General features: G+C 59.9%; 22 protein-coding genes. 2 read left to right on the top strand and 20 right to left on the bottom strand.

Going from position 1 to position 24,339, the window contains the following annotated elements:
• From BK660_RS01065 to arnB, 8 genes are read right to left on the bottom strand one after another with little or no spacing between them, the layout of a single operon-like run.
• Nucleotides 1-1,380 (bottom strand): UDP-glucose dehydrogenase family protein, encoded by a 1,380-nt coding sequence (locus tag BK660_RS01065; protein ID WP_123431691.1) that lies wholly within the window; start codon nucleotides 1,378-1,380, stop codon nucleotides 1-3.
• Nucleotides 1,377-1,778: a 4-amino-4-deoxy-L-arabinose-phosphoundecaprenol flippase subunit ArnF gene (gene arnF, locus BK660_RS01060; RefSeq protein WP_123431690.1), complete on the bottom strand. Its 402-nt coding sequence runs from the start codon at nucleotides 1,776-1,778 to the stop codon at nucleotides 1,377-1,379. Before arnF ends, BK660_RS01065 begins: the two co-directional genes overlap by 4 nt.
• Nucleotides 1,775-2,119 (bottom strand): 4-amino-4-deoxy-L-arabinose-phosphoundecaprenol flippase subunit ArnE, encoded by a 345-nt coding sequence (gene arnE, locus BK660_RS01055; protein WP_027923061.1) that lies wholly within the window; start codon nucleotides 2,117-2,119, stop codon nucleotides 1,775-1,777. The genes arnF and arnE overlap by 4 nt, the downstream gene beginning before the upstream one ends.
• Nucleotides 2,116-3,765, bottom strand: a complete 1,650-nt coding sequence (gene arnT, locus BK660_RS01050) for a lipid IV(A) 4-amino-4-deoxy-L-arabinosyltransferase (protein WP_123431689.1) — start codon at nucleotides 3,763-3,765, stop codon at nucleotides 2,116-2,118. The genes arnE and arnT (BK660_RS01050) overlap by 4 nt, the downstream gene beginning before the upstream one ends.
• On the bottom strand, nucleotides 3,762-4,646 hold the full coding sequence (arnD, locus tag BK660_RS01045; RefSeq protein WP_123431688.1) for a 4-deoxy-4-formamido-L-arabinose-phosphoundecaprenol deformylase: 885 nt from the start codon (nucleotides 4,644-4,646) through the stop codon (nucleotides 3,762-3,764). Before arnD ends, arnT (BK660_RS01050) begins: the two co-directional genes overlap by 4 nt.
• A complete protein-coding gene (gene arnA / locus BK660_RS01040) occupies nucleotides 4,646-6,637 on the bottom strand; it encodes a bifunctional UDP-4-amino-4-deoxy-L-arabinose formyltransferase/UDP-glucuronic acid oxidase ArnA (protein ID WP_123431687.1) in 1,992 nt (663 codons plus the stop codon). Before arnA ends, arnD begins: the two co-directional genes overlap by 1 nt.
• Entirely contained in the window at nucleotides 6,634-7,650 is a 1,017-nt protein-coding gene (gene arnC / locus BK660_RS01035) for an undecaprenyl-phosphate 4-deoxy-4-formamido-L-arabinose transferase (protein WP_123431686.1), read from the bottom strand. The genes arnA and arnC overlap by 4 nt, the downstream gene beginning before the upstream one ends.
• On the bottom strand, nucleotides 7,647-8,795 hold the full coding sequence (arnB, locus tag BK660_RS01030; RefSeq protein WP_123432513.1) for a UDP-4-amino-4-deoxy-L-arabinose aminotransferase: 1,149 nt from the start codon (nucleotides 8,793-8,795) through the stop codon (nucleotides 7,647-7,649). The genes arnC and arnB overlap by 4 nt, the downstream gene beginning before the upstream one ends.
• Nucleotides 8,796-9,180: 385 nt before the next feature.
• Here arnB and BK660_RS01025 point away from each other — a divergent pair, with 385 nt between their 5' ends.
• Nucleotides 9,181-10,119 (top strand): site-specific integrase, encoded by a 939-nt coding sequence (locus BK660_RS01025; protein ID WP_311202900.1) that lies wholly within the window; start codon nucleotides 9,181-9,183, stop codon nucleotides 10,117-10,119.
• A 10-nt stretch (nucleotides 10,120-10,129) separates the two neighbouring features.
• On the opposite strand, the gene BK660_RS01020 is transcribed toward BK660_RS01025, so the two are convergent.
• From BK660_RS01020 to BK660_RS00975, 10 genes are all read right to left on the bottom strand, one after another.
• The gene (locus tag BK660_RS01020; RefSeq protein ID WP_123431684.1) at nucleotides 10,130-11,200 is read right to left on the bottom strand and encodes an ABC transporter ATP-binding protein; all 1,071 of its coding nucleotides are present in this window, start codon (nucleotides 11,198-11,200) and stop codon (nucleotides 10,130-10,132) included.
• A complete protein-coding gene (locus tag BK660_RS01015; protein ID WP_123431683.1) occupies nucleotides 11,197-12,795 on the bottom strand; it encodes an ABC transporter permease in 1,599 nt (532 codons plus the stop codon). Before BK660_RS01015 ends, BK660_RS01020 begins: the two co-directional genes overlap by 4 nt.
• Nucleotides 12,796-12,798: 3 nt before the next feature.
• Complete coding sequence (locus tag BK660_RS01010; protein ID WP_123431682.1) at nucleotides 12,799-13,812, bottom strand: iron ABC transporter substrate-binding protein; 1,014 nt, start codon at nucleotides 13,810-13,812, stop codon at nucleotides 12,799-12,801.
• A gap of 302 nt (nucleotides 13,813-14,114) precedes the next feature.
• Nucleotides 14,115-15,656 (bottom strand): ArnT family glycosyltransferase, encoded by a 1,542-nt coding sequence (locus tag BK660_RS01005; RefSeq protein ID WP_123431681.1) that lies wholly within the window; start codon nucleotides 15,654-15,656, stop codon nucleotides 14,115-14,117.
• On the bottom strand, nucleotides 15,653-17,401 hold the full coding sequence (arnT, locus tag BK660_RS01000; protein WP_123431680.1) for a lipid IV(A) 4-amino-4-deoxy-L-arabinosyltransferase: 1,749 nt from the start codon (nucleotides 17,399-17,401) through the stop codon (nucleotides 15,653-15,655). The genes BK660_RS01005 and arnT (BK660_RS01000) overlap by 4 nt, the downstream gene beginning before the upstream one ends.
• A 102-nt stretch (nucleotides 17,402-17,503) precedes the next feature.
• A complete protein-coding gene (gene pmrG / locus BK660_RS00995) occupies nucleotides 17,504-18,127 on the bottom strand; it encodes a lipopolysaccharide core heptose(II)-phosphate phosphatase PmrG (RefSeq protein WP_123431679.1) in 624 nt (207 codons plus the stop codon).
• Between the two features lie 241 nt (nucleotides 18,128-18,368).
• A complete protein-coding gene (locus BK660_RS00990) occupies nucleotides 18,369-18,926 on the bottom strand; it encodes a PqiC family protein (RefSeq protein ID WP_123431678.1) in 558 nt (185 codons plus the stop codon).
• Nucleotides 18,927-18,958: 32 nt separating this feature from the next.
• Complete coding sequence (locus BK660_RS00985) at nucleotides 18,959-20,617, bottom strand: PqiB family protein (protein ID WP_123431677.1); 1,659 nt, start codon at nucleotides 20,615-20,617, stop codon at nucleotides 18,959-18,961.
• On the bottom strand, nucleotides 20,598-21,254 hold the full coding sequence (locus tag BK660_RS00980) for a paraquat-inducible protein A (RefSeq protein ID WP_123431676.1): 657 nt from the start codon (nucleotides 21,252-21,254) through the stop codon (nucleotides 20,598-20,600). Before BK660_RS00980 ends, BK660_RS00985 begins: the two co-directional genes overlap by 20 nt.
• Nucleotides 21,251-21,847, bottom strand: a complete 597-nt coding sequence (locus BK660_RS00975; protein ID WP_123431675.1) for a paraquat-inducible protein A — start codon at nucleotides 21,845-21,847, stop codon at nucleotides 21,251-21,253. The genes BK660_RS00980 and BK660_RS00975 overlap by 4 nt, the downstream gene beginning before the upstream one ends.
• A gap of 225 nt (nucleotides 21,848-22,072) precedes the next feature.
• Here BK660_RS00975 and BK660_RS00970 point away from each other — a divergent pair, with 225 nt between their 5' ends.
• Nucleotides 22,073-22,699 carry a dihydrofolate reductase family protein gene (locus BK660_RS00970; RefSeq protein ID WP_123431674.1) on the top strand — a complete coding sequence of 209 codons (627 nt, stop codon included), beginning with the start codon at nucleotides 22,073-22,075 and terminating at the stop codon, nucleotides 22,697-22,699.
• 11 nt (nucleotides 22,700-22,710) lie between these two features.
• Here the strand turns inward: BK660_RS00970 and BK660_RS00965 are convergent, their stop codons facing one another.
• Together BK660_RS00965 and BK660_RS00960 are read right to left on the bottom strand one after the other, a co-directional pair.
• A complete protein-coding gene (locus BK660_RS00965; protein WP_123431673.1) occupies nucleotides 22,711-23,073 on the bottom strand; it encodes a DUF6124 family protein in 363 nt (120 codons plus the stop codon).
• Nucleotides 23,074-23,513: 440 nt separating this feature from the next.
• The gene (locus tag BK660_RS00960; RefSeq protein ID WP_123431672.1) at nucleotides 23,514-24,302 is read right to left on the bottom strand and encodes an SDR family oxidoreductase; all 789 of its coding nucleotides are present in this window, start codon (nucleotides 24,300-24,302) and stop codon (nucleotides 23,514-23,516) included.
• Nucleotides 24,303-24,339: the final 37 nt, after the last annotated feature.

Raw genomic sequence — 24,339 nt, 5'->3', positions numbered from 1 at the left:
TCAGGCAACGACCGAATCAGCGGCCCATTGTTGATGCGGGATCGGCAGGTTGCGCGACTCGCCGCGGCCCATGGGGAAGTACTTGAAACCGCTGCGCTCAAGGCGTTCGGCGTCGTACAGGTTGCGCCCGTCGAAGATCACCGGCGCATTCAGGCGCTGTTCGATCAGGTCGAAATCCGGGGCCTTGAATTGCTGCCACTCGGTGCAGACGATCAACGCATCGGCGCCCGACAGCACGGATTCCGGTGTGCCCATCAGCATCAGTTTCGACTCGTCAGGGTACAGGCGCTGGGTTTCCTGCATGGCTTCCGGATCATACGCGCGGACATTGGCCCCGGCGGCCCACAGCGATTCCAGCAAGACCCGGCTCGGCGCATCACGCATGTCATCGGTGTTGGGCTTGAACGCCAGGCCCCAGACGGCAAAGGTCTTGCCGCGCAGGTCGCCACGGTAGAACGCGTTGATCCGTTCGAACAACTTGTGCTTCTGGCGCTCGTTGATCGCTTCTACCGCTTGCAGCAGGTCGCTGGAGCAGTGCGCTTCCTGGGCGCTGTGAATCAGCGCGCGCATGTCTTTGGGGAAACACGAGCCGCCATAACCGCAGCCGGGGTAGATGAAGTGGTAACCAATGCGCGAGTCGGCACCGATGCCCAGGCGCACCGATTCGATGTCGGCACCCAAGTGCTCGGCCAGTTCGGCGATCTGGTTGATGAAGCTGATCTTGGTCGCCAGCATGCAGTTGGCGGCGTACTTGGTCAGTTCGGCGCTGCGCAGGTCCATGAACATGACGCGGTCGTGATTGCGGTTGAACGGTGCATAAAGGTCGCGCATCACTTCGCGCACTTCGTCACGTTCACAGCCAATGATGATCCGGTCCGGGCGCCGGCAGTCGGCGACGGCCGAACCTTCCTTGAGAAATTCGGGGTTGGAGACGATATCGAACTGCAACACACGGCCGATCTTCACCAGGGATTTGTCGATATGCGCGCGCAACGCATCGCCGGTGCCCACCGGGACCGTGGACTTCTCCACCAGAATCACCGGTTGTTCGCGATGCCGCGCCACGGCGTCACCGACCGACATCACATAACTAAGGTCCGCCGAGCCATCGTCCCGGGACGGCGTGCCCACGGCAATAAACAGCACCTGGCCATGCTGGACGGCCAGTTTTTCGTCGGTGGTGAATTGCAGCCGTTTGGCTTCCAGGCTTTCACGCACCAGGCTGGCCAGCCCTGGTTCGAAAATGCTCACGTGGCCCTGTTGCAGCAGTGCGACTTTTTTCTCGTCGATGTCCATGCAGACCACATCATGGCCGACTTCAGCCAGCACGGCTGCCTGGACCAGGCCCACATAACCGCTACCAAATACACTGATTTTCATGACGCACCCCGGAGTTCGGTCGCACGGACTGAACGAGAGTTGATAGTGATGACCCCGAGAATGACCAATGCCACCCCGACGGTCTTGGAAAGGCTGAACGATTCGTGAAACAGCGGCAGGCTGGCGGCCAGCACGTACACCAGCGCGTAGCTGATGCTCAGCAGCGAGTAGGCCCGGCCCAGCGGCAAGTCGCGCAGGGCGGCCAGCCAGCAGAGCATCGAAAGGGCGTAGGCCAGAATCGCGCTCAGCACGACCAGTACCGGGACCCATTCGAAACTGGCGCTCAGCCAGTTTTCCGGCGAGGGCAGGCGCGTCATGCTCCAGCGCATGCCCAGTTGCGCGGCGCTGCCCAGCACCACGCTGCCCATCGCGAAGGTGATTCCGCGACGCAGGCTCATGCGTGTTGCCCCAGCAGAACCACGCCACCGATCACCAGTGCGACGCCAAACCAGTGCTGACGATCAATGGTTTCGTGGAAGACGAAGCGGGCGATCAGGGTGACCAATACAAAATTGAGGCTGAGCATCGGGTAGGCGATGCCGACTTCGAGGCGTTGCAACACCAGCAGCCAGACCAGCAAGCCCGATCCCAGCGCAGCGAGCGCCAGCCACAGCCAGGGCGAGCGCAATTTCGCGCCCCATCCCGAAGCCTGGCCGCGCCAGCTCTCGACGGCGTATTTCTGCGCAATCTGACCCAGGCACGTCAACAGACACGCGACCAGAACCAGTAGCAGGCTCATGGTGCCTCCTGAGGGAAAATCAGAATCACCAGGTTGCCCTGTTCATAGCGTTTACCGTCCTTGGGCAACAATTCGATTTCCTGCAATTCGTCCTCACCCTTGACCCGCATGACCACACCGACGGAGCCGCTGCGGCGGGCGTCGCGCATCCACTGCTGAACCTGGCCGACAGTGACCAGTTGCTGTGCCGAGTCAGGATAGGCGAGACCATATTTCAATTCGCCTACCGAGTTGTACAACGACACATCCGGGTGCTTCATGCGCCAGGCCAGAGCCGATGCGGCGCCAAGATCGTTGCTCAGCAATTTGCCGGTCTGCGCCAGTTCATCCATGTGATGGAGGATGAATTGGTCGGGCGTCTTGTTGGCGACCACTGAGTTGGGCAGCCCGGCAGGTATCAGACCGATCAGCAGCAGGCTGCCGAACGCCGGTGCAGCCCAGCATTGCAAGGGCCTGAAGGCTTGCAGCAGATTGGCCATGATCCAGCCCATCAAACCGATGAACACCAGCACCAGGTTGTGCAGTTCATGGTCGTACAGCGGCTTTTTCAGTTGCAGGTAGACCAGGGCGATCAGGGTAATCAGGCCCAGTGCCAGGTTGAGCAAACCGTTGATCCCCAGCACTCGTCCCTGTTCCAGCTTCAGTCGGTCGGCCAGCGTGTGACCCAGCAACAAGGCCAAGGGCAGCAGGCACGGCAGGATGTAACTGGGTAATTTGCCTTTGCTGATGCTGAAAAATACCAGCGGCATCACCATCCACAGCAGCAGGAAGCCGATGCTGGACTGGCGCCGGGTTTGCCAGGCCTGCTTCAGTGCCGACGGCAATAACGCCGCCCACGGAAAGCTGAAGGCAACCAGCAACGGCAGGTAGAACCAGAACGGCTCTTCATGCTGGGCGTCCTCACCGGCAAAGCGCTGAATGTGCTCGTGCCAGAAGAAGAACCGCCAGTAATCGGGCTCTTCCGCATGCACCGCCAGCACCCAAGGCAGGCTCACCGCGATGGCCACGACAATCGCTACGGGGCCATAGACCAGCAGTTCTTTCCAGCGCTTCTGCCAGATCATGTAAGGCAGGGCGACCAGAACCGGCAGCAACCAGGCGAGGAAACCCTTGGTCATGAAACCCATGCCGCAGGCCAGGCCGAGCAGTGCCCAACTGATGATTTTTTGCCGGCGGCCGACGCTGTCCAGCGCAAACCACAACGCCACCAGACTCAGGTTGACCCATAAGGTGAATTGCGGATCAAGGTTGGCATAACCAGCCTGACCGGCGATGACGCTGAAACTCATGTACAGCAGCGCGCAGGCAAAGCTCTTGCGTGGATCGTTCCACAATCGGCGGGCGATCAGGAAGCACAGCAACACGCTCAGGCCCATGCTCAGCGCCGAGGCAAACCGCACGCCAAACAGGTTCTGACCAAACAGCGCCTGGCTGACGGCGATCATCCAGTAACCCGCCGCCGGTTTCTCGAAATAGCGCACGCTCATGAAATGCGGCGACACCCAGTCGCCGCTCAGGAGCATGTGCTGACTGATTTGCGCGTAGCGGGTTTCGTCCGGGATCCATAAACCATGGGTGCCCAGTGGCAGCAGGTAACCCAAGACAAAAAGAACCAGCAGCAAGGGTAATGCCCAGCGTTTGCTCATGCGCCTTGCACTCCCAACCAGCCTTCGCGACCTTCAAGGACGCCGCGTACGACACGTCCTGCGGGCAAGGTGTTGGGGGCGTCGGGCAGCAGATCGCCCAAGGGCTGGAAATGAATGTCACGCTGGCGTGCATCGGCCAGCAGCTGACGGAAATCGTTGGCCATCAGAATCCCTTCTACTTCTGCATGAATGGTGTAGACGTTGAGTTTTTCGGGGGTGAAGCGCTCAAGAATGTAAGCGTTGAAATCCTCGGCAGCGACCGTCGGGCCCACCACCTCATCGAAGGTCGGCAGGTCCACCGGAATCTGCGGCGCACCTGAACCACCGTTTGCCAGCGTCGGCTGAAACAGGCTCTGGCCCCGGCAGTCGCTGTTGTAGCGAAAGCCGAACGCCTCTTTTGCTTCGATCACGCGCTCGTCTGCGCGCCAACCGGCGGCGGCCGAACAGTCGACCTTGTTGCCGAGGATGTCGCTGAGCGTGTCGACGCCCTGGCGGATTTGCTCGATCAGTTGCGCGTCGCTCCAGCGTCCGGCATTGGCCTGCCAGCCGTGGTGATCCCAGGCGTGCAGGCCGACTTCATGCCCGGCAGCCTGAGCCTGGCGCATCAAATGCCCCAGGTCCCGACCGATCGGCTTGCCTGGCCAGGCAGTGCCGGCCAGCAAAATGTCCCAGCCGTACAGCCCGGCGGCATTGGAACGGAGCATTTTCCAGAGGAATTGCGGGCGGATCAGGCGCCACAAGTGGCGCCCCATGTTGTCCGGCCCGACGCTGAAGAAGAACGTCGCCTTGACCTGCGCTTCGTCGAGGATTTCCAGCAGCCGGGGCACCCCCTCACGGGTGCCTCGGTAGGTGTCGACATCGATTCGAAGGCCTGCCTGCATCAACGCTTGTCCGCGATTTCGAGCATGGCTTCACGCAGGAAGAAGTCCAGCGTGTTGCCGATGGTCTCGCTCATCTCCACGGTTGGCGTCCAGTCCAGCAGACGTTTGGCGTTGGCGATGCTTGGTTTGCGGTGGGACACGTCCTGGTAGCCGGTGCCGTAGAAGGCTTTGCTTTCTACGTCGCGGAAACCGGCGAACGGCGGGAAGTTGTCGCGCAACGGGTGAGCTTCGAACTGACGCAGCAGTTCTTCGCCCAACTGGCGAATGCTCGCTTCGTTCTCAGGGTTGCCGATGTTGATGATCTGACCGTTGCAGGCGTCGTTTTCGTTGTCGATGATCCGCGCCAGGGCTTCTACGCCGTCCGCGATGTCAGTGAAGCAACGCTTTTGCTCGCCGCCATCGAACAGGCGAATCGGCGTGCCTTCCACCAGGTTCAGGATCAGCTGGGTAATGGCCCGGGAGCTGCCGATACGTGCCGAGTCCAGACGGTCCAGGCGTGGGCCCATCCAGTTGAAAGGACGGAACAGGGTGAAGTTCAGGCCTTTCTGGCCGTAGGCCCAGATGACGCGGTCGAGCAATTGCTTGGAGATCGAGTAGATCCAGCGCTGCTTGTTGATCGGGCCGACGATCAGGTTGGAGGTGTCTTCGTCGAAGTTCTGGTCCTGGCACATGCCATAGACTTCGGAAGTCGACGGGAAGATCACGCGCTTGTTGTATTTGACGCAGTAACGAACCAGTTTCAGGTTCTCTTCGAAGTCCAGTTCGAACACGCGCAGCGGGTTACGGGTGTATTCGATCGGGGTGGCAATCGCTACCAGTGGCAGGATCACGTCGCACTTCTTGATGTGATACTCGATCCACTCGGAGTGAATGCTGATATCGCCTTCGACGAAGTGAAAGTTCGGGTGGCTGCGCAGGCGGTCGATGGCGTCCGAACCGATGTCCAGGCCGTAGACTTCGTACTGGTCATCGCGCAGCAGGCGCTCGGACAAGTGATTGCCGATGAAGCCGTTGACGCCAAGGATCAGCACGCGGGTGCGACGTGGCTTGCGCCCGGATTCAGCACCGCGCAGGACGGAACCGTCGACCAGACCCAATTCGTTGGCCAGTTGCGGGCCGCTCAGGTACAGACCGTTGTCATTGCGCTGGCCGGCGGTGATCACCAGCGAGTCTTCGCCACACGCGATACGCAGTGGATCGACGCTGATCACACGGCCCGGCGCCAGACCTTCGTTGCCCTTGGCAACTTCGGCACTCCACACAATCAGCTTGTGCTCGCCCACGTCGCAGAATGCGCCCGGATACGGCTGGGTAACCGCGCGAACCAGGTTGAACAGTTCTTCCGCCGGCTTCTTCCAGAGCAGCTTGCCGTCGGCGGCGGTGCGGCGACCAAATACCGTGGCTTTGGATTCGTCCTGAGCGGTTTCGGTGACTTTGCCCTGCAGCAAGGCGGGCAGGGTGTCGCGCAACAGGTCGACAGCGGCCACACGCAATTTACCGTGCAGGCTCAGCGCGGTGTCGCTGCGCTCAATGGCAACTTTTTGCTGGGCGATGATCGCGCCGGCGTCGGCGCGCTTGACCATGCGGTGCAGGGTCACGCCGGTTTCGGTTTCGCCGTTCACCAGCACCCAGTTGGCCGGCGCGCGGCCACGGTAGTGTGGCAGCAACGAGCCGTGCAGGTTGAACGCGCCTTTGCGGGCGGTGGCCAGCAGTGGCTCGGTCAACAGGTTGCGGTAGTAGAACGAGAACAGGAAATCAGGGTTGAGTTTGGCGATGCGCTCGATCCACAGCGGGTGGTTGGCATCTTCCGGCGCATGCACCGGGATGCCTTTTTGGGCACACAACTGCGCAACGGAACCATAGAACGCGTTTTCTTTCGGGTCATCGGCATGAGTGAACACGGCGGCAATTTCAAAGCCGGACGCGAGCAGGGATTCGATACCGGCACAGCCAATATCGTGGTAGGCGAAGACAACAGCTTTTGCGCTCATGAGAGAACCTGATCTGAAGTGGAAGTGAGGCCGTCAACAGTGACAACGGGAGCGGGTGCGGCGGGTTGGCTACGCAAGACTTTTTCGACAAAGAAACGCGGGCGGGCGCGGACGTCGCTGTACATGCGCCCCAGGTACTCGCCCAGCAGGCCCATGCCGATGAATTGCCCACCCGTGAAGACGAAGAGCACGGCGAACAGCACGAACGAACCGTCGCCGGCCCATTCGGCGCCGAACACCAGGCGCAAGAAAATCAAGGTCATGGCGAACAGCACGCCCAGACCGGCCATGGCGAAGCCGACAATGCTCAGCAGGCGCAACGGCGTGGTGGTCATGCAGGTGATCAGGTCGAACATCAGGTTGACCAGGCGCATGGGGCTGTACTTGGATTCGCCGTGTTCGCGCTCAGCGTGCATCACCAGGATTTCCGTGGTGTGCCTGGCAAAACTGTTGGCCAGGATCGGGATGAAGGTGCTGCGTTCGCGGCAGGCCAGCATCGCGTCGACGATGGTCCGGCGATAAGCGCGGAGCATGCAGCCGTAATCGCTCATGGCAACACCGGTCGAGCGCTGCACGGCCATATTGATCAGTTTCGACGGCCAGCGGCGCAGGGCCGAGTCCTGACGGTTATTGCGCACGGTGGCGACCACGTCATAACCGAGTTCGGCCTGGGCCACCAGGCGCGGAATCTCTTCAGGCGGGTTTTGCAGGTCGGCATCGAGCGTGATGACGACATCACCTTTGCAATGTTCGAAACCGGCCATGATTGCCGCATGCTGGCCATAGTTGCGGTTCAGAATGACCGCGACCACCGGGCTGCCTTCGCGACTGGCAGCCTCTTCGAGGATTTGCGCCGAGTTGTCGCGACTGCCGTCATCCACCAGCACGATTTCGTATTCATGGTGCAACTGCGCACAGGCTGCTTCGGTACGCCGCAGCAACTCGGGCAGGCTGTCTTGCTCGTTGAAGACCGGGATAACAACCGACACGCAACGGATTGGGTAAGGTTTCACTGAGATCTGTCCATAACGTTTTCAATGGCATCGACCACACGATTGACATCATCGGTAGTCATGTCCGGGAACAAGGGAATCGAACACAGCCGCGCCGAATTCCATTCGGTGTTGGGCAAGTAAATGTTCGGGTACCGCTGACGATAATACGTGTGCAAATGCGTGGCGATAAAGTGGATACCGGTGCCGATGTTCTGCTCCTGCAAGCCCTTCATGAACGCTTCACGGTCCAGCCCGCAACGCTCGGCATCGATGCGCAGGATGAACAGGTGCCAGGCGTGTTGCTGCGGGTAGGTCGGTAACGCCAGCGGTTGTACGGCGCAGCCTTCCAGGCGTTGCTGGTACAGGCGAGCCAGTTCGGTGCGCTTGGCGTTGATCTCGTCCAGACGCTCCAGTTGCACCAGGGCGATGGCGGCATTGATGTCGGCCAGGTTGTATTTGAAACCCGGCTCCATCACTTGCGCCTGCGGCTTGCGGCCGTGGGTCATGCGGTCGTAGGCGTCGACGCCGAGACCATGGAACTTGAGCATGCGCACGCGGTTGGCCAGCGCTTCATCGTCGCTGACAAACATCGCGCCTTCAGCGCAGGTCATGTTCTTGATGGCGTGGAACGAAAAGATGGCCGTGCCCTTGGAGCCGACATGACGACCCTTGTAGAACGTGCCGGCGGCGTGGGCGGCGTCTTCGATAACAGGAATGCCGTGTTTGTCGGCCAGCGCATACAGCGGGTCGAGATCAAAGGCGGCGCCAGCGTAGTGCACCGGAATGATGGCTTTGGTACGCGGAGTGATGGCCGCTTCGATGCTTGCCAGATCGCTCATCAGGGTGTCGCGGTCAACATCGACGAACACCGGCGTCGCACCCAGCAGGCAGATCATGTTGGCGGTGGACACCCACGTTTGGGACGGGGTAATGACTTCGTCGCCCGGACCAATGCCCAAGGCCAGCAAGGTGATGTGCATGCCACCGGTGGCCGAAGAAAGTGCGACGGCGTGGCGGCATCCGACATAGTTGGCGAACTGCTCTTCCAGTTGCTGGTTTTTTGGCCCGGTGGTGATCCAGCCGGAGCGCAATACTTGCTCGACGGCCGCAATTTCTTCATCGCCGATACTTGGGCGGGAGAAGGGGAGAAACGCCTGACTCATGGGCACCTCGGGCTTGAATTGGACGAACATTGATACTGGGTGTATTGGATCCAAGGCAAGCGTAGTCGATAAAAAATATGCTGCTTCAATCAGTTACACGAAAAGTGTGACAAACCGCATCAATTGACTTTTCCTGTTCCAGTCGGCACGTTGGGGCCCTGTGAGGGACAGCCGCGACTCATTGAGGGTATGCGCAATTTCGTGAAAGGAACATGAAAACCCGGTCGGCAATTCGTTTATCTGAGAGTCATACAGGCACTGTTCAGACTCCTGCCGCTCATCGCGTTTTTTAGAAGAAAAGCCCTACGGAAGTCTCCGCTTTAGATGAGGGATATTTCAATCCTTAGTTGTTTTACTGCAGTGTTTTAACTCAAGGCCGTTTCGTTTGACTGACTTACCTGTTACCCCTCCTGTTGCTTCAAAGACCAACCCGTTGACGGTGTACCTGGCCCGGCTCGCGCCCTCCAGCCAGCTGACCATGCGTTATGTTTTGCAGGATGCCGCCGACCGGTTGGGCTTCGAAGACATGAACATCGAGGAAATTCCCTGGCATCAGCTACAGCCAGAAGATGTCATTGCGCTGGTCGCGGCGTTGCGCGAGGACGGCTATGCGCCGAACACCTCTTCGTTGTACGTGAACGCGGTCCGCGGGGTGATGAATGAGGCGTGGCGCATGAGCCTGATCAGCCAGGAACACCTGCTGAAAATGCGCTCGGTCAAAGGCATTGCCGGCACCCGATTGTCCCAAGGGCGCAACTTGCGACGCACGTTGATCCAGGAGTTGATGGCGGTGTGTGCCGCCGATCCACGCCCACAAGGGTTGCGGGACGCGGCGATCATCGGGATTTTGTACGGTTCGGGGATGCGCAAGTCCGAGTCGGTGAACCTCGACCTGTCACAAGTCGATTTTTCCGAGCGCAGCCTGCGGGTCACCGCCAAGGGCAACAAGCAACTGATCAAGTACGCGCCGGCCTGGGCCTTCGCCAAGCTGGAAGCCTGGCTGGCGTTCCGTCGATCACAGCTCAAGGAAGGCGAGGTGGACGACCCCTTTCTATTCAACCGCATCCGCCGTGGCAGCCATATCACCCGCGAGCGCGTGACCAAACATGCGATTTATTACATTGCGCGCCAGCGCGGTGCTGAAGTCGGGGTCAAGATCATGCCGCATGATTTTCGCCGTTCCTTCATCACCCGCGTGATCGAAGAACACGATTTGTCGATCGCGCAGAAACTGGCGCATCACAGCAACATCCAGACCACCGCCAACTACGATGTGCGCGACGACAACGAGCGGCGTCGCGCAGTGGATCGCTTTGATCTTTGACCCACCACCGTCAGGCGTCGCTGAACACGTGGGCATGGCCGATGGTCGAGACGTGGACCGCGCTGCCGGCAGGGGGCGCATACATGCCCGAGCTGCGCACCGTTAATGACCGTCCTGCCTGTTCACCGGCAGTCGTTGCCTCTAGCTCCACGGTCAATGTGCAAGTGTTGCCGCTGAAATCCCGGTCGGTGACCACCGCACGGCAGCCGGCAGCCTCGGAGGGACTGGGCTGGGCGCTGACCAGTTGCAGTTGTTCGGGGCGCAGCATGATCTGCGCGGCACTGTTGTTGCGGTGGTTGTTCACCGGTATCCGGCCGAGGTCGCAATGCGCCCAGCCGGCTTCGATTCGGGCCGGCATGACCACCGCATCGCCGAGAAATAGCGCGGTTTGTTCGTCGTCGGGGTAGCGGTAAAGATCCAGGGGATGGCCTGACTGCACCAGCCGACCGTCGCGCATCACCGCCAATTGGTCGGCAAACGACAGCGCTTCGCTCTGGTCATGGGTGACGAGGATGGTGGTGACACCGGCATCGGACAGCAGCCGGGCGACCATTTTGCGCATGGCGCCGCGCAGGCCGGTATCGAGGGCGGAAAATGGCTCGTCCAGCAGCATCAGGCGCGGCTGTTGCGCCAATGCCCGTGCCAGCGCCACACGCTGTTGCTGGCCGCCGGAGAGTTCATGGGGCCAACGATTGGCCATGTTTGCGTCCAGGGCCACGCTGTCCATCAGCTCGGCGATACGCTCGCTTTTTTCGCTGCCCTTGCTCGTAAGCCCGAAGCCGATATTGGCGGCCACGGTCATGTGCGGGAACAGGGCGCCGTCCTGCGGGACGTAACCAATCAAACGCTGATGCGCCGGCACCTCGTGGGTTTCGTCGACGAGTGTCTGGCCATTGAGTGAAAGACGGCCGGTGTCCGGGAATTCGAAGCCGGCGATCATCCGCAACAGCGTGGTCTTGCCTGAACCGGACGGCCCGACAATCACCGTCCGGCTACCGGCGGGCACCGACAGGTTGATGCTCTCCAGCGCCTGATGGTCGCCGTAAGACTTGGAAATGGCATGCAGTTCAAGTGCGTTCATCGGCCAGCCGTTCGTTTGGATTGGTGATAAAGAAGTCCGGTCAGTGGAAGCGACAGCAGGATCATCAACAGGGCATAAGGTGCGGCGGCGGCATAGTCGATTTCGCTGGTCAGGGCCCAGAAGCCGGTGGCCAGGGTGCGCGTGCCGTTGGGCGCCAGCAGCAGGGTGGCGGTGAGCTCGTTGGTGATCGCCAGAAACACCAGTGCAGCGCCTGCGGCGGCCCCAGGCGCGGCGAGGCGCAGGGTAATCAGCCACAAGGCCCGACCGGGCGAGCGGCCGAGGCTGCGCGCGATGTTTTCCAGCTCCACCGGTGCCTGGGCAATACCGGCCCGCAAACTCACCAGGGCCCGGGGCAAGAACATCAGCAGATACGCCAGCAACACGGTGATGGTGGTCTGGTAAATCGGCCGGGCGAAATGGACGGTGATCGTGACCAGGGCCAACGCAACGACAATCCCCGGCAACGAGCTGGTGATGTAGTTGCAGCTTTCCAGAAGCCGTTGCAGCCGGCCCGGCGAGCGAATCGACAGCCAGGCAATCGGGATCGCGGCGCAGGTGGTGAGGACCGCACCCGCAGCGCCTAACAGCAACGTCTGTTGCAGCGCTGGCATCAGGTCATCCAGTTGCCAGACCTCCGTGCCACCCGCAATCAGCCACTTGCCCAGCGTGATCAACGGCACACCCAGCGCCAGTGCGCAGGTGATGCCTTGCAGGAGCAGGCCGAGCGCGATGTCTCGCGAGCCCAGGCGGACAACCCGCTGCGTGCGCGCGCTTCCTGACCCGACCCGGGCGTAACGCGCCGTGCCGCGAGCAGAGGATTCGGCGGTCAGCATCGCCAGGCAACACAGCGCCAGCACACTGGCCAGCATGTTGGCGGCAGGGCCGTTGAAGGTGGATTTGAATTGGTCGAAGATCGCGGTGGTGAAGGTGTCGAAGCGGATCATCGCGTACAGGCCATATTCGGCGAGCAAATGCAGGCCCACCAACAACGCTCCGCCGCAAATGGCCAGGCGCAGCTGTGGCAGCACCAAACGAAAGAACACCGCCCAGGGTTTGAGCCCCATTGATTCGCCAACGTCTTCGATGGCCGGGTCGAGCCGGCGCAGGGTGGCGGCAATCGGCAGGTACAGGAACGGGAAGTAGGCGATGACCGAGACCAGCACGCCGGCAAACAACCCGTGAATCGGTGGCACCAGACTCACCCACGCATAGCTGTGCACAAAGGCCGGCACGGCCAGCGGTGCGGTGGCCAGCAGTGACCATCCGCGTCGACCCGGCAGATTGGTGCGCTCTGTCAGCCAGGCCAGCGCCAGGCCCAACATCACGCACAACGGAATGGTGATCACCACCAGCAACACGGTGTTGATCAGTAATTCAGCGACACGAGGCCGAAAGACCAGCGGCACGATGGCCGCCCAGCCCGTTTGAATCGACACGCCGATGACGAAGGCAATCGGCAACAGCGACAGGAGCGAGACCAGTACGGACAAACCGATCACCCACGCGCCGCCGCGACCTGCGAAGACGCCACGAGAGCGTCGTCGCAAGTTCGAGGGCATCGCCGTGGCGACACCCCCTGGCAGGGTTTCAGGCATCAATTAGAGCAATCCCGCCTGAGTCATCAATTCCACGGCTTTTTTGCTGTCGAGTTTTGAGGCATCGACAGCTGGCGCGTCGAGTTGCTGCAAAGGCACCAGTTTAGGGTTGGAGGGGGCGTTCTTGCCCACGGCGTATTCGAACGATTTACCGGTTTCGAGGACTTTCTGGCCTTCCTTGCCGGTGATCCACTTCAGCAGTGCCTGTGCTTCTTCCTTGTGTTTGCTGGAGGCCAGAACGCCGCCACCGGAGACGCTGACAAAGGCACCCGGATCTTTATGCTTGAAGTAGTACAGGGCGGTGTTCTTACTGTTTTCTCCGGTCTTGGCCTGATCACCGAAGCTGTAATAGTGATAGATCACACCGCTGTCGACCTGGCCGGCATTGACGGCCTTGAGCACGGCGCTGTTGCCGCGATAAATCGTGGCGTTGGTTTTCAAGCCTTTAAGCCATTCGAGGGTGGCGGCTTCGCCCTTGAGTTCCAGCACGGCAGCAACGATGGCCTGGAAATCGGCACCGGCGGGCGATGCGCCCCAACGGCCTTTCCAGTTTGGCCCGGCGAGGTCCATCAGCGATTTCGGCAGATCGGCTTCAGGCAGTTTGCTCGGGTTGTAGACGAATACTGTGGAGCGCGCAGCGATCCCGACCCATTTGCCATGCGCCGGACGATAAGCCGCATCGACTTGTTCCAGCGTGGTCGGCGCGACCGGTGCAAACAGGCCGGCGTTGTCCACTAGCACCATGGCCGGGGAGTTCTCGGTCAGGAACACATCGGCCGGGGAGGCGGCGCCTTCTTGTACGATCTGGTTGCCCATCTCGGTGTCGTCGCCATTGCGCAAGGTGACGGGGATCCCGGTCTCCTGAGTGAATCCCTCGACCCAAGCCTTGGTCAGGCTTTCGTGTTGGGCGTTGTAGACCACGATACCCGCGGTATCCGCGGCATACACGTGTCCGGCGCTGAGCAGTGCAGTGGTCAGCAGTGCTGTTTTGAGGAACGAAGGGATAGAGGGCGTCATTCTGGGGGCGGCTCCTGTTCTTGTTAGGTGTCACGCACGCCGATTCGCTAGCAAATCAATGCGAATCATTTGCATGTTTTGAGTGGCAGGGAATGTAGAACGCAAAATGAGAAAAAAACGTCAAAGAAACCGTTAATACATGTCATTTTCATTCAGATTAGCAGCCCCTCAGCGGCTTGCCCGGCAGAAATTCGTTTCGCGCACCTCGTTGTGAGCACCCGGCCTGCGGCCGCTCATGTGTAGAAGGTGGCGAAAGGATAGTACTGTTCTCAAAGGCACGCCGGGAAGCGCGGCCCGACGTTTCAATGCTTCGTTGTGGAGGACTCTGGGATAAACGCGACGCTCTGGTCTTCACGGGCGTGAAACAGCCGCTCGCCATTGGTAGGCGTGGTGGTGATGACCTTGTGGTCGGCACTCAGGTAGTTCAGCGGCAGTGCATCGCCGTTGCGGTACTGCGCGACAACAATGGTGCGTTGCGCATTCCAGTGCTGGCCGCTGGTGCGGTCCAGCCAGGCCATCAGCGCGGCGGTGTCGCCGGAGCGAGGGAAGTCCTCGGTTTGCTGCACGTAAAAAAACGCCGGACCGCCGGTTTGCAGGTACAGGGGCACTTTGTTGTCGACGTCGATCATCACCATGCGCCAGTGATTCAAGGGTGCCCGTTTACTGGCTTCAAGCTTGACCGTATCGCCGAAATCCACCACGCCGCCACCGCTGTTGCTCCAGGGATACAGCACGCCGAGCACGGCCATCAGTGCGACGGCACTGACCCCGAAACCGATCTTCAAGCCGCGACTGGCAAACGTACCGATCGCGTTGCGCTCAGCCATGCGCCGGGTGATCCACCACGCGCCCAGCAATTGGGCAAAGGGCACAAGCGGGAGCACGTAGTAGCTGCGTCGACTGCCACTGGCGGTGAAAAACAGCATCAGCAACCCCAGGCCCCAGATCAGCCAACGTGTCGTGGGCTCGACACTGCGCCAGTTGCGCAACGCGACCCGGCACGCCAAGAGCCAGCATGGCGCCCACGGCAGGGTGTAGACCGGGAGGTAAAGCAGGTAGGTGTAAATCGGACCGATGTTATCGAACGGCTGGAAAAAACGGACCACGTTCTCGCGCAACACCAGGCCCAGGCCACTTTCGCCATAGGTCGGCGCACCGTAGACATGCGAGAGCATGAAGGGGGTCATGTAGAAAACGCCGGCGATCAGCAGGGCAGCACACAGCCGCAGATTGAGGTGGTGTTTCCAGCGTCCCTCCTGAACCAGATGCGGTAACAGCAACAAGCCCGGCAGGATGAAACCGATCAAGCCTTTGAACAGCGAGGTCAGGGACAGCAGCAGGAAAAACACCAGGTAACGACCCAAGCGGGTGTCGTCCGGTCCGCGCCAGTACCACCACACCGCCGCCAGCACGCCGCACACCGTGAGGATGTCGGCCGTGGCCACCCGCGCCCAGAAAACAAAATAGAAGGTGGTCGCCAGCATCCACCCGGCAATCAAACCGGTGCCTTTGCGGAACAACTGTTCGCCGATCAGGTACACCAGCCACACGCTCAGCCACGCGGCCATCACCGAAGACAGGCGCAATGACCAGTGGTCCAGGCCGCCAGTCAACCAGGCGGAAGCCGTGATCAGCCAATAAGAGGGCAGGGGTTTGTCGTAATACGCCCCGCCCTTGAGGTAAGGGTCGAAATAGTCGCCACTTTGCAGCATCTGCAACGCGATGTTGGCCCAGCGGGTTTCCGCGCCCCACAACTCGCGGGTGCCCAGGCCCAACAATAGAATCAGCGCGGTGACGCCCAGCAGGAGCGTCAACCGGCCTTTGTCGCTGGCCCAGAATTTCATGACGGGTTTCCAGTCTGCACGTTGGCAGAAACGCTTTCAGGGCCGCTTTTCGGAAATATCAGGATCTGCAAATTGCCTCGCCGATAGCGCACGCCGTCGATAGGCAACAGTTCGACTTCCTCTACTTCCTGGACGCTGTTCACCCGCATGACCACGCCGACCGCGCCTTTTTTACGCGCCTCGGTCATCCACTTCCCGACGCTGTCCTTGGTGACTTTGCGTGAGTCCATGGCCGGGTCGGTGAGGCCGTATTTCAGCTCGCCAACGGTATTGAACAGGTCGACCTGTGGCCGCTTCAAACGCCAGGACAACGCCGAAGCCGCCCCCAGGTCGTTACTCAGCAACGAGGAGGTTTGCGCCAAGGCATCGAAGTGCTCGGCGATAAACTGATCCGGCATCTTGCTGTTGACGATCTGCGAGGGCATCGCGGCCGGTACCAATGCAACCAGCAGCCAGATACCGATGGCCGGCATCGCCCAAAACGTCAATGGCCGCATGACTTGCAAGGCGTTGGAGATGATCCAGCCGATCAACACAATGAACACCAGGGACAGGCTGAACATCTCGGTGTTTTCGTAGATTTCCTTGCTGGTTTGCATATAGAGCAAGGCGATCAGGGCCGCGGTACCCACGCTGATGTTGATCACCCCATTGATGCGGATTGAACGGCCTCGCCCCTGATTCAACTGTTCCATGACCGTGTGCCCCATCAACAGGGCCAACGGCAACAGGCACGGCATGATGTAGGTCGGCAGTTTGCCGCTGCTCAAGCTAAAGAACGCCAGTGGCAACAACAGCCACAGCAGCATGAACGCGATGGCGGGTTGGCGTTTTTGATTCCAGGCGTTGATGAACGTGCTGGGCAGCAATGCAGCCCACGGCAGGCTCGACGCAACCAGCAGCGGCAGATAGAACCACCATGGCCGTGCGTGCTGCGCATCATCGGCGGCGAACCGGCGCACGTGTTCATTCCAGAAGAAGAAGTTCCAGAAGTCCGGCTCCCGATGCGCGATGGCGAGCACCCACGGCAAGCACACCGCCACCGCGACCAACACGGTCAACGACCCGTAACGCAGCAATTCTCCCATGCGCCGTTGCCAGACCATGTAGGGCAGGGCGATCAACACCGGTAGCAGCCAGGCGAGGAAGCCTTTGGTCATGAAACCCATGCCACAGGCAAAACCCATCAACGCCCACGCGCCCGCTTTGTTTCGCGACGTAGGGCTGTCGATGGCAAACCACAGCGAGACCAGGCTCAGGTTGACCCAGAGGGTGAATTGCGGATCGAGGTTGGCATAACCGGCTTGACCGGCAATCAGCCCGAAACTCATGTACAGCAACGCGCTGGCAGCACTTTTGCGCGGATCGTTCCAAAGCCTGCGGGCGATCAGGTAAGTCAGCCAGACACTCAGCCCGGTGCTCACGGCCGAAGCAATACGCACACCGAACAGGTTATCGCCGAAGATCGCCTGGCCGATGGCGATCATCCAGTAACCGGCGATGGGTTTTTCGAAGTAACGAATACCCATGAAGTGTGGCGCAACCCAGTTGCCGCTCAGGAGCATTTCCTGGCTGATCTGGCCGTACCGCGCTTCATCGGGAATCCACAACCCGTGCGTCACCAGTGGCAGCAGGTAAAAAACCACAAACGCTAACAACAGGCCCGGCACGAGCCAACGGTCGATGGGGGCGCGAGCGCAAGTTAACTGCCCTGCAGAAAGGGGCAATGGATGAAGTGAAGTCATGACTCGTCCTTGGCGCAATACCGCGAGTGGGCAGCGTGGGTAGCGAAGTTCAACAGGCAGTGGGGTAACTCAAGTTGAGTCGGCGTCGACGGATGGCGAGTTTTATTGAGCCTGCACAGCGTTCCAGTCTTCGGGATTAACAATGCCCAGCACTTGAAGTTGCCCGTTAGTGTCAATGCGCAGGAACAGTGAACTGCCATATTCACTCTTGGCTGCATGCGGGAAACCGGTTTCGGCGAGGAAGTCGCCGATACAACCACTGTGAGAGACCAACACCAGATTGCGATGGGCCTGCTTGTGCGCGACCACATCGTTGCGCAGCGTCTTGCCACAACTGGCCAGCCATTCCTGAGTCTTCGGGTCGTTGCCGAACATGGCGTGCGAGGTTTGTATCGTGCGTGTGACCGGGCTGCTCAACACATCGGTTTGCGCCATCCCCAGGCGTATGAAGTGCTGGCCGACCGCCGTGGAGGACTCATTGCCGAAGCGGGTAATACCGTCCGCCGGGCCCAGGCAAGGGTTGCTGGACTGGTCGCACCGCTCGGCGTGGCGAACCAGCGCTACCACTTCGCCAGCCTGCCAGTCCTGGATGAGCTCAGCCTTGGCGGCGTTATTGGCACTGGCCAGGTGAGTAGGCGATTTCGGCCACAAGACAAAACCCGTAACGACGACAGCAACCACTGAGGCGGTGATCAGTGAAGCCAGTTTTACTGTGCGCGAAGTCATGTTTTGTTCGTAATCTGAAGTAGAAGAATTACGAGCAAAACTAGAGCCGCGCAGGTAGCGGAGGAGTGAAACGAATGTGAAAAAATTGCGCGGAAAGAAGACGGGGATAACTTAGTTAGTGATTGAAAACCCTTATCTTTTACTTAATTCCTGTTGCGACGTTGGCGTGTCGAAATCAAACCGTCATGCAAGGGGTGGTTCAGCGGTGACAGGGGCACCGCTGATCAGTGCGAAGGCGTCATCAGGAGGACGGGCAACGCTGTTGTGTTCCCCTGGCCGCCTGGCTGATTTGTTCAGCCAGGCGCTTGACGTTGTTCTGCTGGGCCTGGGCCAGATCCTCAATGGTCGGTCCCGAAGGCGTTTGCAGAGTGCTGCGACAAGTGATCGCGTCGGTTTTGCCTTCGCCGGCGACGCGCAAGCGCCACGTCGCATCAATCAGCCCGTATTGCCCGGGAATAGAGTCAAAGCGCTGCACGTCGATGCGCAACGACAGCTTGCGCGCAGGGTTGGTGTTGGCCAGTTGATCCACCAGCGCACTTCGAAATTCATCGGACAACGACGCCCCCCACCATTCGGTTTCAAGCAGCACCAGGCCGCTGTTGCCTTGGCGAATGACCACCTGTGGCCGGTCAACCTGTGCCGGCACACTGAGGCTCTCAATCTCGATGGACCCCGCGCCGGAGTGCGTCGCACCCCCCGTTTGAGCCGGCATCAGGGTGTGGTAGTGAACAGGATCACTGCGGCAGGCCGCGAGCAGCACCAACGCAGTAACCAACGTGAGCTTCGGCAAAAAAGCCATGGGTGTTGCTCCTTTCTTCTGCGGCCCGGTCATTATTTAAGGTCCTTTGCCGCGGCATTGTCAGGTCGACCACGAATCAGTGATTCAGGATGGCGGCCCAGGTAATCCGTCAGCTCACGCAACGATCGCGCCGTGCGTGAAAGCTCATCCAGGGTCTGCCCCAGTTTTTCCCTTTGTGGCGAATCTTCGGCAATGGTGGAGTTAGCCGATTGCAGGGTGGTATTAGCCGATTGCAGGGTTTTGCCGACGTCCGACAGTGTGGAATCTACGCCGGGGAGGGTCTTGCTGTTGAATTTCACCAGGCCTTTGCGCAGCTCCACGAGGTTGCTGTCGAGATTGTCGGCAATGCGCTCCACGGGCAGCTTGTTGATCTTGCTCACCATGGCTTCGAGTTTTTCCTGCAACTGTTCGAGGCTGCCCGGCAGGGTCGGAATCATGACCGGGCGTGCGGTGGGGTCGAAGGCGACTTTTTCAGCTTTAGGGTAGAAGTCCAGGGCGATGTACAACTGGCCGGTCAACAGGTTGCCGGTACGCGCCTGGGCACGCAGACCGTTGTCGATGAAGCTGCCGATCATCCGCACGCCAGCCGCTTCGTCATTGGGGTCATGATTGAGCGCCTTGATCATTTTGGTGTGGGCCTGACCCAGACGCTGCGGGTAGATCACAATGCCGACATTGACCGGGAAGGTACGTTTTACCGGGTCAAAATCCAGATTGACCGACACCACCTTGCCTATTTCCATGCCGAGGAATTCCACCGGCGCATCGACCTTGAGCCCGCGCATCGCCTGATCGAAACGCAGGGCCAGGAACTGCGCCTTGCCATTGGGCGGGGCGAGGGCTGTTTGCTGGTCTTCGAACAGCTCGTAGGCATACTCTTCGGCGGCCGGTTTATCGTTGGGGTTGTAGTCCGGCGCGCGGAAGGCAATACCGCCCACCAGCATCGCGGACAGGGACTCGGTCTTGAGCGCAAAGCCGTTGGCACCGACGCTCACGTCCACGCCGCTGGCATTCCAGAAGCGGGTGTTTTCGGTGACGTACTGGTCATTGGGCGCATGGATGAACAGGTCGATATTCACGCCTTTGCCGTCGGGGTCCAGCGCATAGGCCACCACCTGGCCAACCGGAATCTTGCGGTAGTAAACCGGCGATCCAATGTCCAGTGAACCCAGGTCCGGCGTGCGCAAGGTGAACCGTTTGCCAGGCTCGCCATAGGTGATCGGTGGTGGATTCTCCAGACCCTGGAAGTTTTTCGAGCGGCCATTGGCCTGGCCGATGTCGGCGCCGATGTAGTCCCCGGACAGCAAGGTATCAATGCCCGACACCCCACCGGCCCCGATGCGTGGCCGCACGACCCAGAACTGCGAGTCTGAACGGGTGAAACTTTCGGCTTGTTTGGTCAGTTTGATCGTGGCGTTGACACTCTTCTGGTCGTTGCTCAGCTCCACGTCCGAGACCTGGCCGATCACCACGTTGCGGTATTTGACCTCGGTCTTGTTGGCCGTCAGGCCAGAACCGGTCTTGAACGTGACAGTGATGGTCGGGCCTTCCTGCAAGATGCTGTGGACCACCAGTGACAGTCCCACCAATACCGCAACAATGGGCACGATCCAGACCAGTGAGAGGCTGCGACCGGTCTTGACCGGGGCCTGTCCGGGGGCTTGAGGCCCTTCAGTGGCTTGTGACTTCATCCATGACCTCCTCGTTTTGTGGGTTTTCCCGCTTTTGATCCCAGATCAGGCGCGGGTCGAAACTCATTGCCGCCAGCATGGTGAACACCACCACCAAACCAAAAAACAGAATGCCCGGGCGCGGTTCAATGTCGGCCAGGGCTTGAAACTTGACCAGTGAAGCCACCAGTGCCACCACAATCACATCGAGCATCGACCAGTAACCGATGACCTCGACGAACCGATACAACTTCGACCGCTCTTTGCGCGCCCATTGGCTCTCGCGCTTGACGGTCACCAGCAGCATGGTCAGGGCCACGAACTTGATGCCCGGCACTGCGATGCTGGCGATGAAAATGATCAGGGCAATGTCCCATGCGCCGTGCTGCCAGAAATCCAGTACGCCGCTCATGATCGTGCTGTCGGCGCCGTTGCCGACCATCTTGGTGTTCATCACCGGCAACAGATTGGCCGGGACGTAAAACGCCAGGGCGGTGAACATGTAGGCCCAGGTGCGGGTCAGCGAGTTGGTTTTACGCCGGTGCAGCGGCGCACCGCAGCGCTCGCATTCATGAGGCTCACCGGTCATGTCGCAGGCCATGCCGCAGCTATGACACAGGCAAAGGTTGAGATCGCTGGCGACCGGGGGCGTATTCATAGGATGTCCCACAATTCACGGATGTCGCGCCCGGCGATTCGGATCATCATCAGGCTGAGCACGGCCAGTGCGAACAGGCCGATGCCGGGCAGTACGTCGAGCAAACCGGCCAGTTTGATCACCGCGACCATTGCACCGAGCAGGCAGACTTCGAGCATGCTCCACGGCCGCAGGGCCTCCAGCCAGCGCATGCAGAATTTGAAACCGGGGGAACGTCGGTGCGAGAGGGCGAAACCCAGGACCCAGATCAGCAGCAACAGTTGGAAAATCGGCGCGATGATCATGGCAATCGCCGCGACCATCGCGATGAACGTGATCGGTCCCAGGCTCAGGGCCAATACCGAATCCCACAGGGTTGCGCTGTTTTTCAGGCCTTTGAGGCTGATGCTCATGACCGGATAGAAGTTAGCGAAAATCCACAACACCAACGCCGTGAAGGTCAACGCCAGTCGTTGCTCCACCGTCAGGCCGTTGTAGCGTTGGAGCACGCCGCCGCAGCACGTGCAGAGGGTTTTCTGGTGTTTGGCGAGCGTGACTTTTTCATACACACAGTCGCAGTGCTCGCAGATGATCAATTGATCAGTATTCGCCATGGGCCAAGGCTCAACAGTAGGCAGGAAGTTCAGAGCACCTCCTCAATATAGAAGTGCCTCGCAATTGAGCAAATCGAAAGTTTAAACGATGCTGTATCGGCGAACTTCTTTTGTACGGCGTACTGTCGATTTCGCAACGGCCCGTTCGACTATCCATCAGGGAATGAATCGGCGGGTACGCTGATCCCCGGCATTCCCGAACCGTGCACTCAACAGGAGAAGACCATGTGCAAACTCACCGTTGCCGCTTTCCTGAGCCTGGATGGCGTAATGCAAGCCCCCGGCGGCCCCGAAGAAGACACCAGCGGCGAATTTCGCTTCGGTGGCTGGATCGTGCCTTACGCCGACAAGGTCTCTGGCGAGGCGGTACAGGACCTGTTTTCGCAGCCGTTCGAGTTGCTGCTGGGGCGTCGCACCTACGACATCTTTGCGGCGTATTGGCCGCGGCAAAAGGCTGATTCACATAGCCATTGCATTGCTGACCTGTTCAACCGAGCACCCAAGCATGTGGCCACGCATCGCCCCGATACGCTGGAATGGCAGAACAGTCATGCCTTGGAAGGGAACGTTGCCGATTCGATACGTGCGCTCAAACAACAGGACGGCGCCAACCTGTTGACCCAAGGCAGCGGCGATCTGGTGCGGCAACTGCTTGCTGCCGGATTGGTCGATGAACTTCGGTTGATGACGTTTCCCGTCATGCTCGGGCGCGGCAGGCGCTTGTTTGACGATACGGCGCAGACTTCGGCCTTCACGTTGGCGCATTCGACCAGCACGCCGGGCGGCGTGCTGATCACCCGATATGTGCGCGAAGGGGAGGTGCGCACTGGAACGTTCGATGAAGGTGAATAGAAGGGCCGTGCTTACGCCTTCACTTCAACCTTATCCAGCGCCTGATTCACCGCTAATTCCCCCAACATCACCACTTGGGTAATCCCCAGTAGGGTCTTACGGTTTGAGTGGTCCAGTAGCGCCGCCAAATTACTCAGCATGGTGGTCGCCGAGCCCAGTGATTCACTGGCGTTGACCAGCAGGGATTCGGTGTCGTACTTGGGGTTGGCGAGGAACATCGGTTCGGGTTCGTGGGTGCTGGCCATGATTTGGGCGGCCGGGTTGAGGTAATGGTCGAGGGCGCGTTCGGCCGCTTCGTGGAGTTTTTTGGAATCGAGCGATTCGTAGGGTGATGCCGGGTCAGTGTCCGGTGGGTTGGGTGTTGGTTTTTTCATAGTGAAACTCCTGGAAGAACTATTGAGGAGCCATCTCCCTTCGCTACCAAACGAAAGGTGGTGGCCATGCACAGGTTGGTAGACCGGTCCAGGAACCCGGCGCTCCCGAGGGAGCCCTACGCATGGCCACCATAAAAAACAGAGATAAAAACGATCTCTGTAAAAGGTGGCGCTATGCGCCTGGACATACCGGGCTACCAAACCCGATCACTGTTTTTCAGTGACCCAGCCACGATAGAACCCGTGCCCCAGACGCACAAGCCGGCGGATTCTGTCTTACCCGTAGGCGATGACGCAAGGCGTTGTAGCCTTTGGGTGGTAACAGGAGGCTTCGTTTAAACAAGTAGGATTTTTGTTGTTTAAACCCCGGCAGCGCGAGGGGGAATCTCGCGCTGGAACGGACACCATCACGAGGTCCGTTCCAGTTGCGCCTGCCGTTGTTATTGACTGGAGCGAACTGCCCCGCCATCAATCAACAAATTCTGCCCGGTCAGGTAACCCGCATGCCGGCTGCAAACGAAGGCACACAGCGCACCGAACTCCTCGGGTGAACCGAAGCGTTTGGCAGGGATTTCACTACGGCATTCGTCGAGGAATGCCTCACCGTCTTGCCCAGACTCCCGGGCAGCCGCGACCAGATTGCCACGCAGTCGATCGGTGTCGAAGGAGCCCGGTTGCAGGTTATTGATCGTCACATTACGACTGGCAATGTTTTCCTGCCGGGCAAGCCCCGCGATGAACCCCGTCAGGCCGCTGCGCGCGCCATTGGACAGACCCAGGCTTTCGATAGGCGACTTCACGGCACTCGACGTGATGTTGATGATCCGGCCAAATCCGCGTGCCGCCATGCCGTCTACCGTTGCCTTGATCAACTCGATCGGGGTGAGCATGTTGGCGTCCAGTGCCTTGAGCCAGGCGTCGCGATCCCATTCGCGGAAATCCCCGGGAGGCGGGCCTCCAGCGTTGTTGATCAAGATGTCGAAATGCTCGTGGGCCAAGAGGGCGGCGGCCCGACCTTCGGGCGTCGAAATGTCTCCGGCCACGGCGATGACCGTCACCTCAGGATTGATCGCTCTGAGCTGATGGGCTGTTTCATTCAGCGTTTGTTCGCCCCGTGCAGTAATCACCACGTTCACACCTTCGCTGACGAGTGCCTGTGCGCAGGCTTTACCCAGGCCTTTGCTGGCGGCGCATACCAGCGCCCAGCGTCCTGCTATTCCAAGGTTCATGCGTGTGTTCCTGAAAGAAGAGTGCTCAACGAAAGTA

This window comes from Pseudomonas brassicacearum, from assembly GCF_003732265.1.
GTDB lineage: Bacteria > Pseudomonadota > Gammaproteobacteria > Pseudomonadales > Pseudomonadaceae > Aquipseudomonas > Aquipseudomonas brassicacearum_D.
This window is presented reverse-complemented; position numbering and strand designations above follow the sequence as displayed.

What these genes read in the sequence shown, in the direction of transcription:
- BK660_RS01065 (WP_123431691.1), bottom strand. Translation starts at nt 1,380, where the DNA reads ATGAAAATCAGTGTATTTGGTAGCGGTTATGTGGGCCTGGTCCAGGCA.
- arnF (WP_123431690.1), bottom strand. Translation starts at nt 1,778, where the DNA reads ATGAGCCTGCGTCGCGGAATCACCTTCGCGATGGGCAGCGTGGTGCTG.
- arnE (WP_027923061.1), bottom strand. Translation starts at nt 2,119, where the DNA reads ATGAGCCTGCTACTGGTTCTGGTCGCGTGTCTGTTGACGTGCCTGGGT.
- arnT (WP_123431689.1), bottom strand. Translation starts at nt 3,765, where the DNA reads ATGAGCAAACGCTGGGCATTACCCTTGCTGCTGGTTCTTTTTGTCTTG.
- arnD (WP_123431688.1), bottom strand. Translation starts at nt 4,646, where the DNA reads ATGCAGGCAGGCCTTCGAATCGATGTCGACACCTACCGAGGCACCCGT.
- arnA (WP_123431687.1), bottom strand. Translation starts at nt 6,637, where the DNA reads ATGAGCGCAAAAGCTGTTGTCTTCGCCTACCACGATATTGGCTGTGCC.
- arnB (WP_123432513.1), bottom strand. Translation starts at nt 8,795, where the DNA reads ATGAGTCAGGCGTTTCTCCCCTTCTCCCGCCCAAGTATCGGCGATGAA.
- BK660_RS01020 (WP_123431684.1), bottom strand. Translation starts at nt 11,200, where the DNA reads ATGAACGCACTTGAACTGCATGCCATTTCCAAGTCTTACGGCGACCAT.
- BK660_RS01015 (WP_123431683.1), bottom strand. Translation starts at nt 12,795, where the DNA reads ATGCCTGAAACCCTGCCAGGGGGTGTCGCCACGGCGATGCCCTCGAAC.
- BK660_RS01010 (WP_123431682.1), bottom strand. Translation starts at nt 13,812, where the DNA reads ATGACGCCCTCTATCCCTTCGTTCCTCAAAACAGCACTGCTGACCACT.
- BK660_RS01005 (WP_123431681.1), bottom strand. Translation starts at nt 15,656, where the DNA reads ATGAAATTCTGGGCCAGCGACAAAGGCCGGTTGACGCTCCTGCTGGGC.
- arnT (WP_123431680.1), bottom strand. Translation starts at nt 17,401, where the DNA reads ATGACTTCACTTCATCCATTGCCCCTTTCTGCAGGGCAGTTAACTTGC.
- pmrG (WP_123431679.1), bottom strand. Translation starts at nt 18,127, where the DNA reads ATGACTTCGCGCACAGTAAAACTGGCTTCACTGATCACCGCCTCAGTG.
- BK660_RS00990 (WP_123431678.1), bottom strand. Translation starts at nt 18,926, where the DNA reads ATGGCTTTTTTGCCGAAGCTCACGTTGGTTACTGCGTTGGTGCTGCTC.
- BK660_RS00985 (WP_123431677.1), bottom strand. Translation starts at nt 20,617, where the DNA reads ATGAAGTCACAAGCCACTGAAGGGCCTCAAGCCCCCGGACAGGCCCCG.
- BK660_RS00980 (WP_123431676.1), bottom strand. Translation starts at nt 21,254, where the DNA reads ATGAATACGCCCCCGGTCGCCAGCGATCTCAACCTTTGCCTGTGTCAT.
- BK660_RS00975 (WP_123431675.1), bottom strand. Translation starts at nt 21,847, where the DNA reads ATGGCGAATACTGATCAATTGATCATCTGCGAGCACTGCGACTGTGTG.
- BK660_RS00970 (WP_123431674.1), top strand. Translation starts at nt 22,073, where the DNA reads ATGTGCAAACTCACCGTTGCCGCTTTCCTGAGCCTGGATGGCGTAATG.
- BK660_RS00965 (WP_123431673.1), bottom strand. Translation starts at nt 23,073, where the DNA reads ATGAAAAAACCAACACCCAACCCACCGGACACTGACCCGGCATCACCC.
- BK660_RS00960 (WP_123431672.1), bottom strand. Translation starts at nt 24,302, where the DNA reads ATGAACCTTGGAATAGCAGGACGCTGGGCGCTGGTATGCGCCGCCAGC.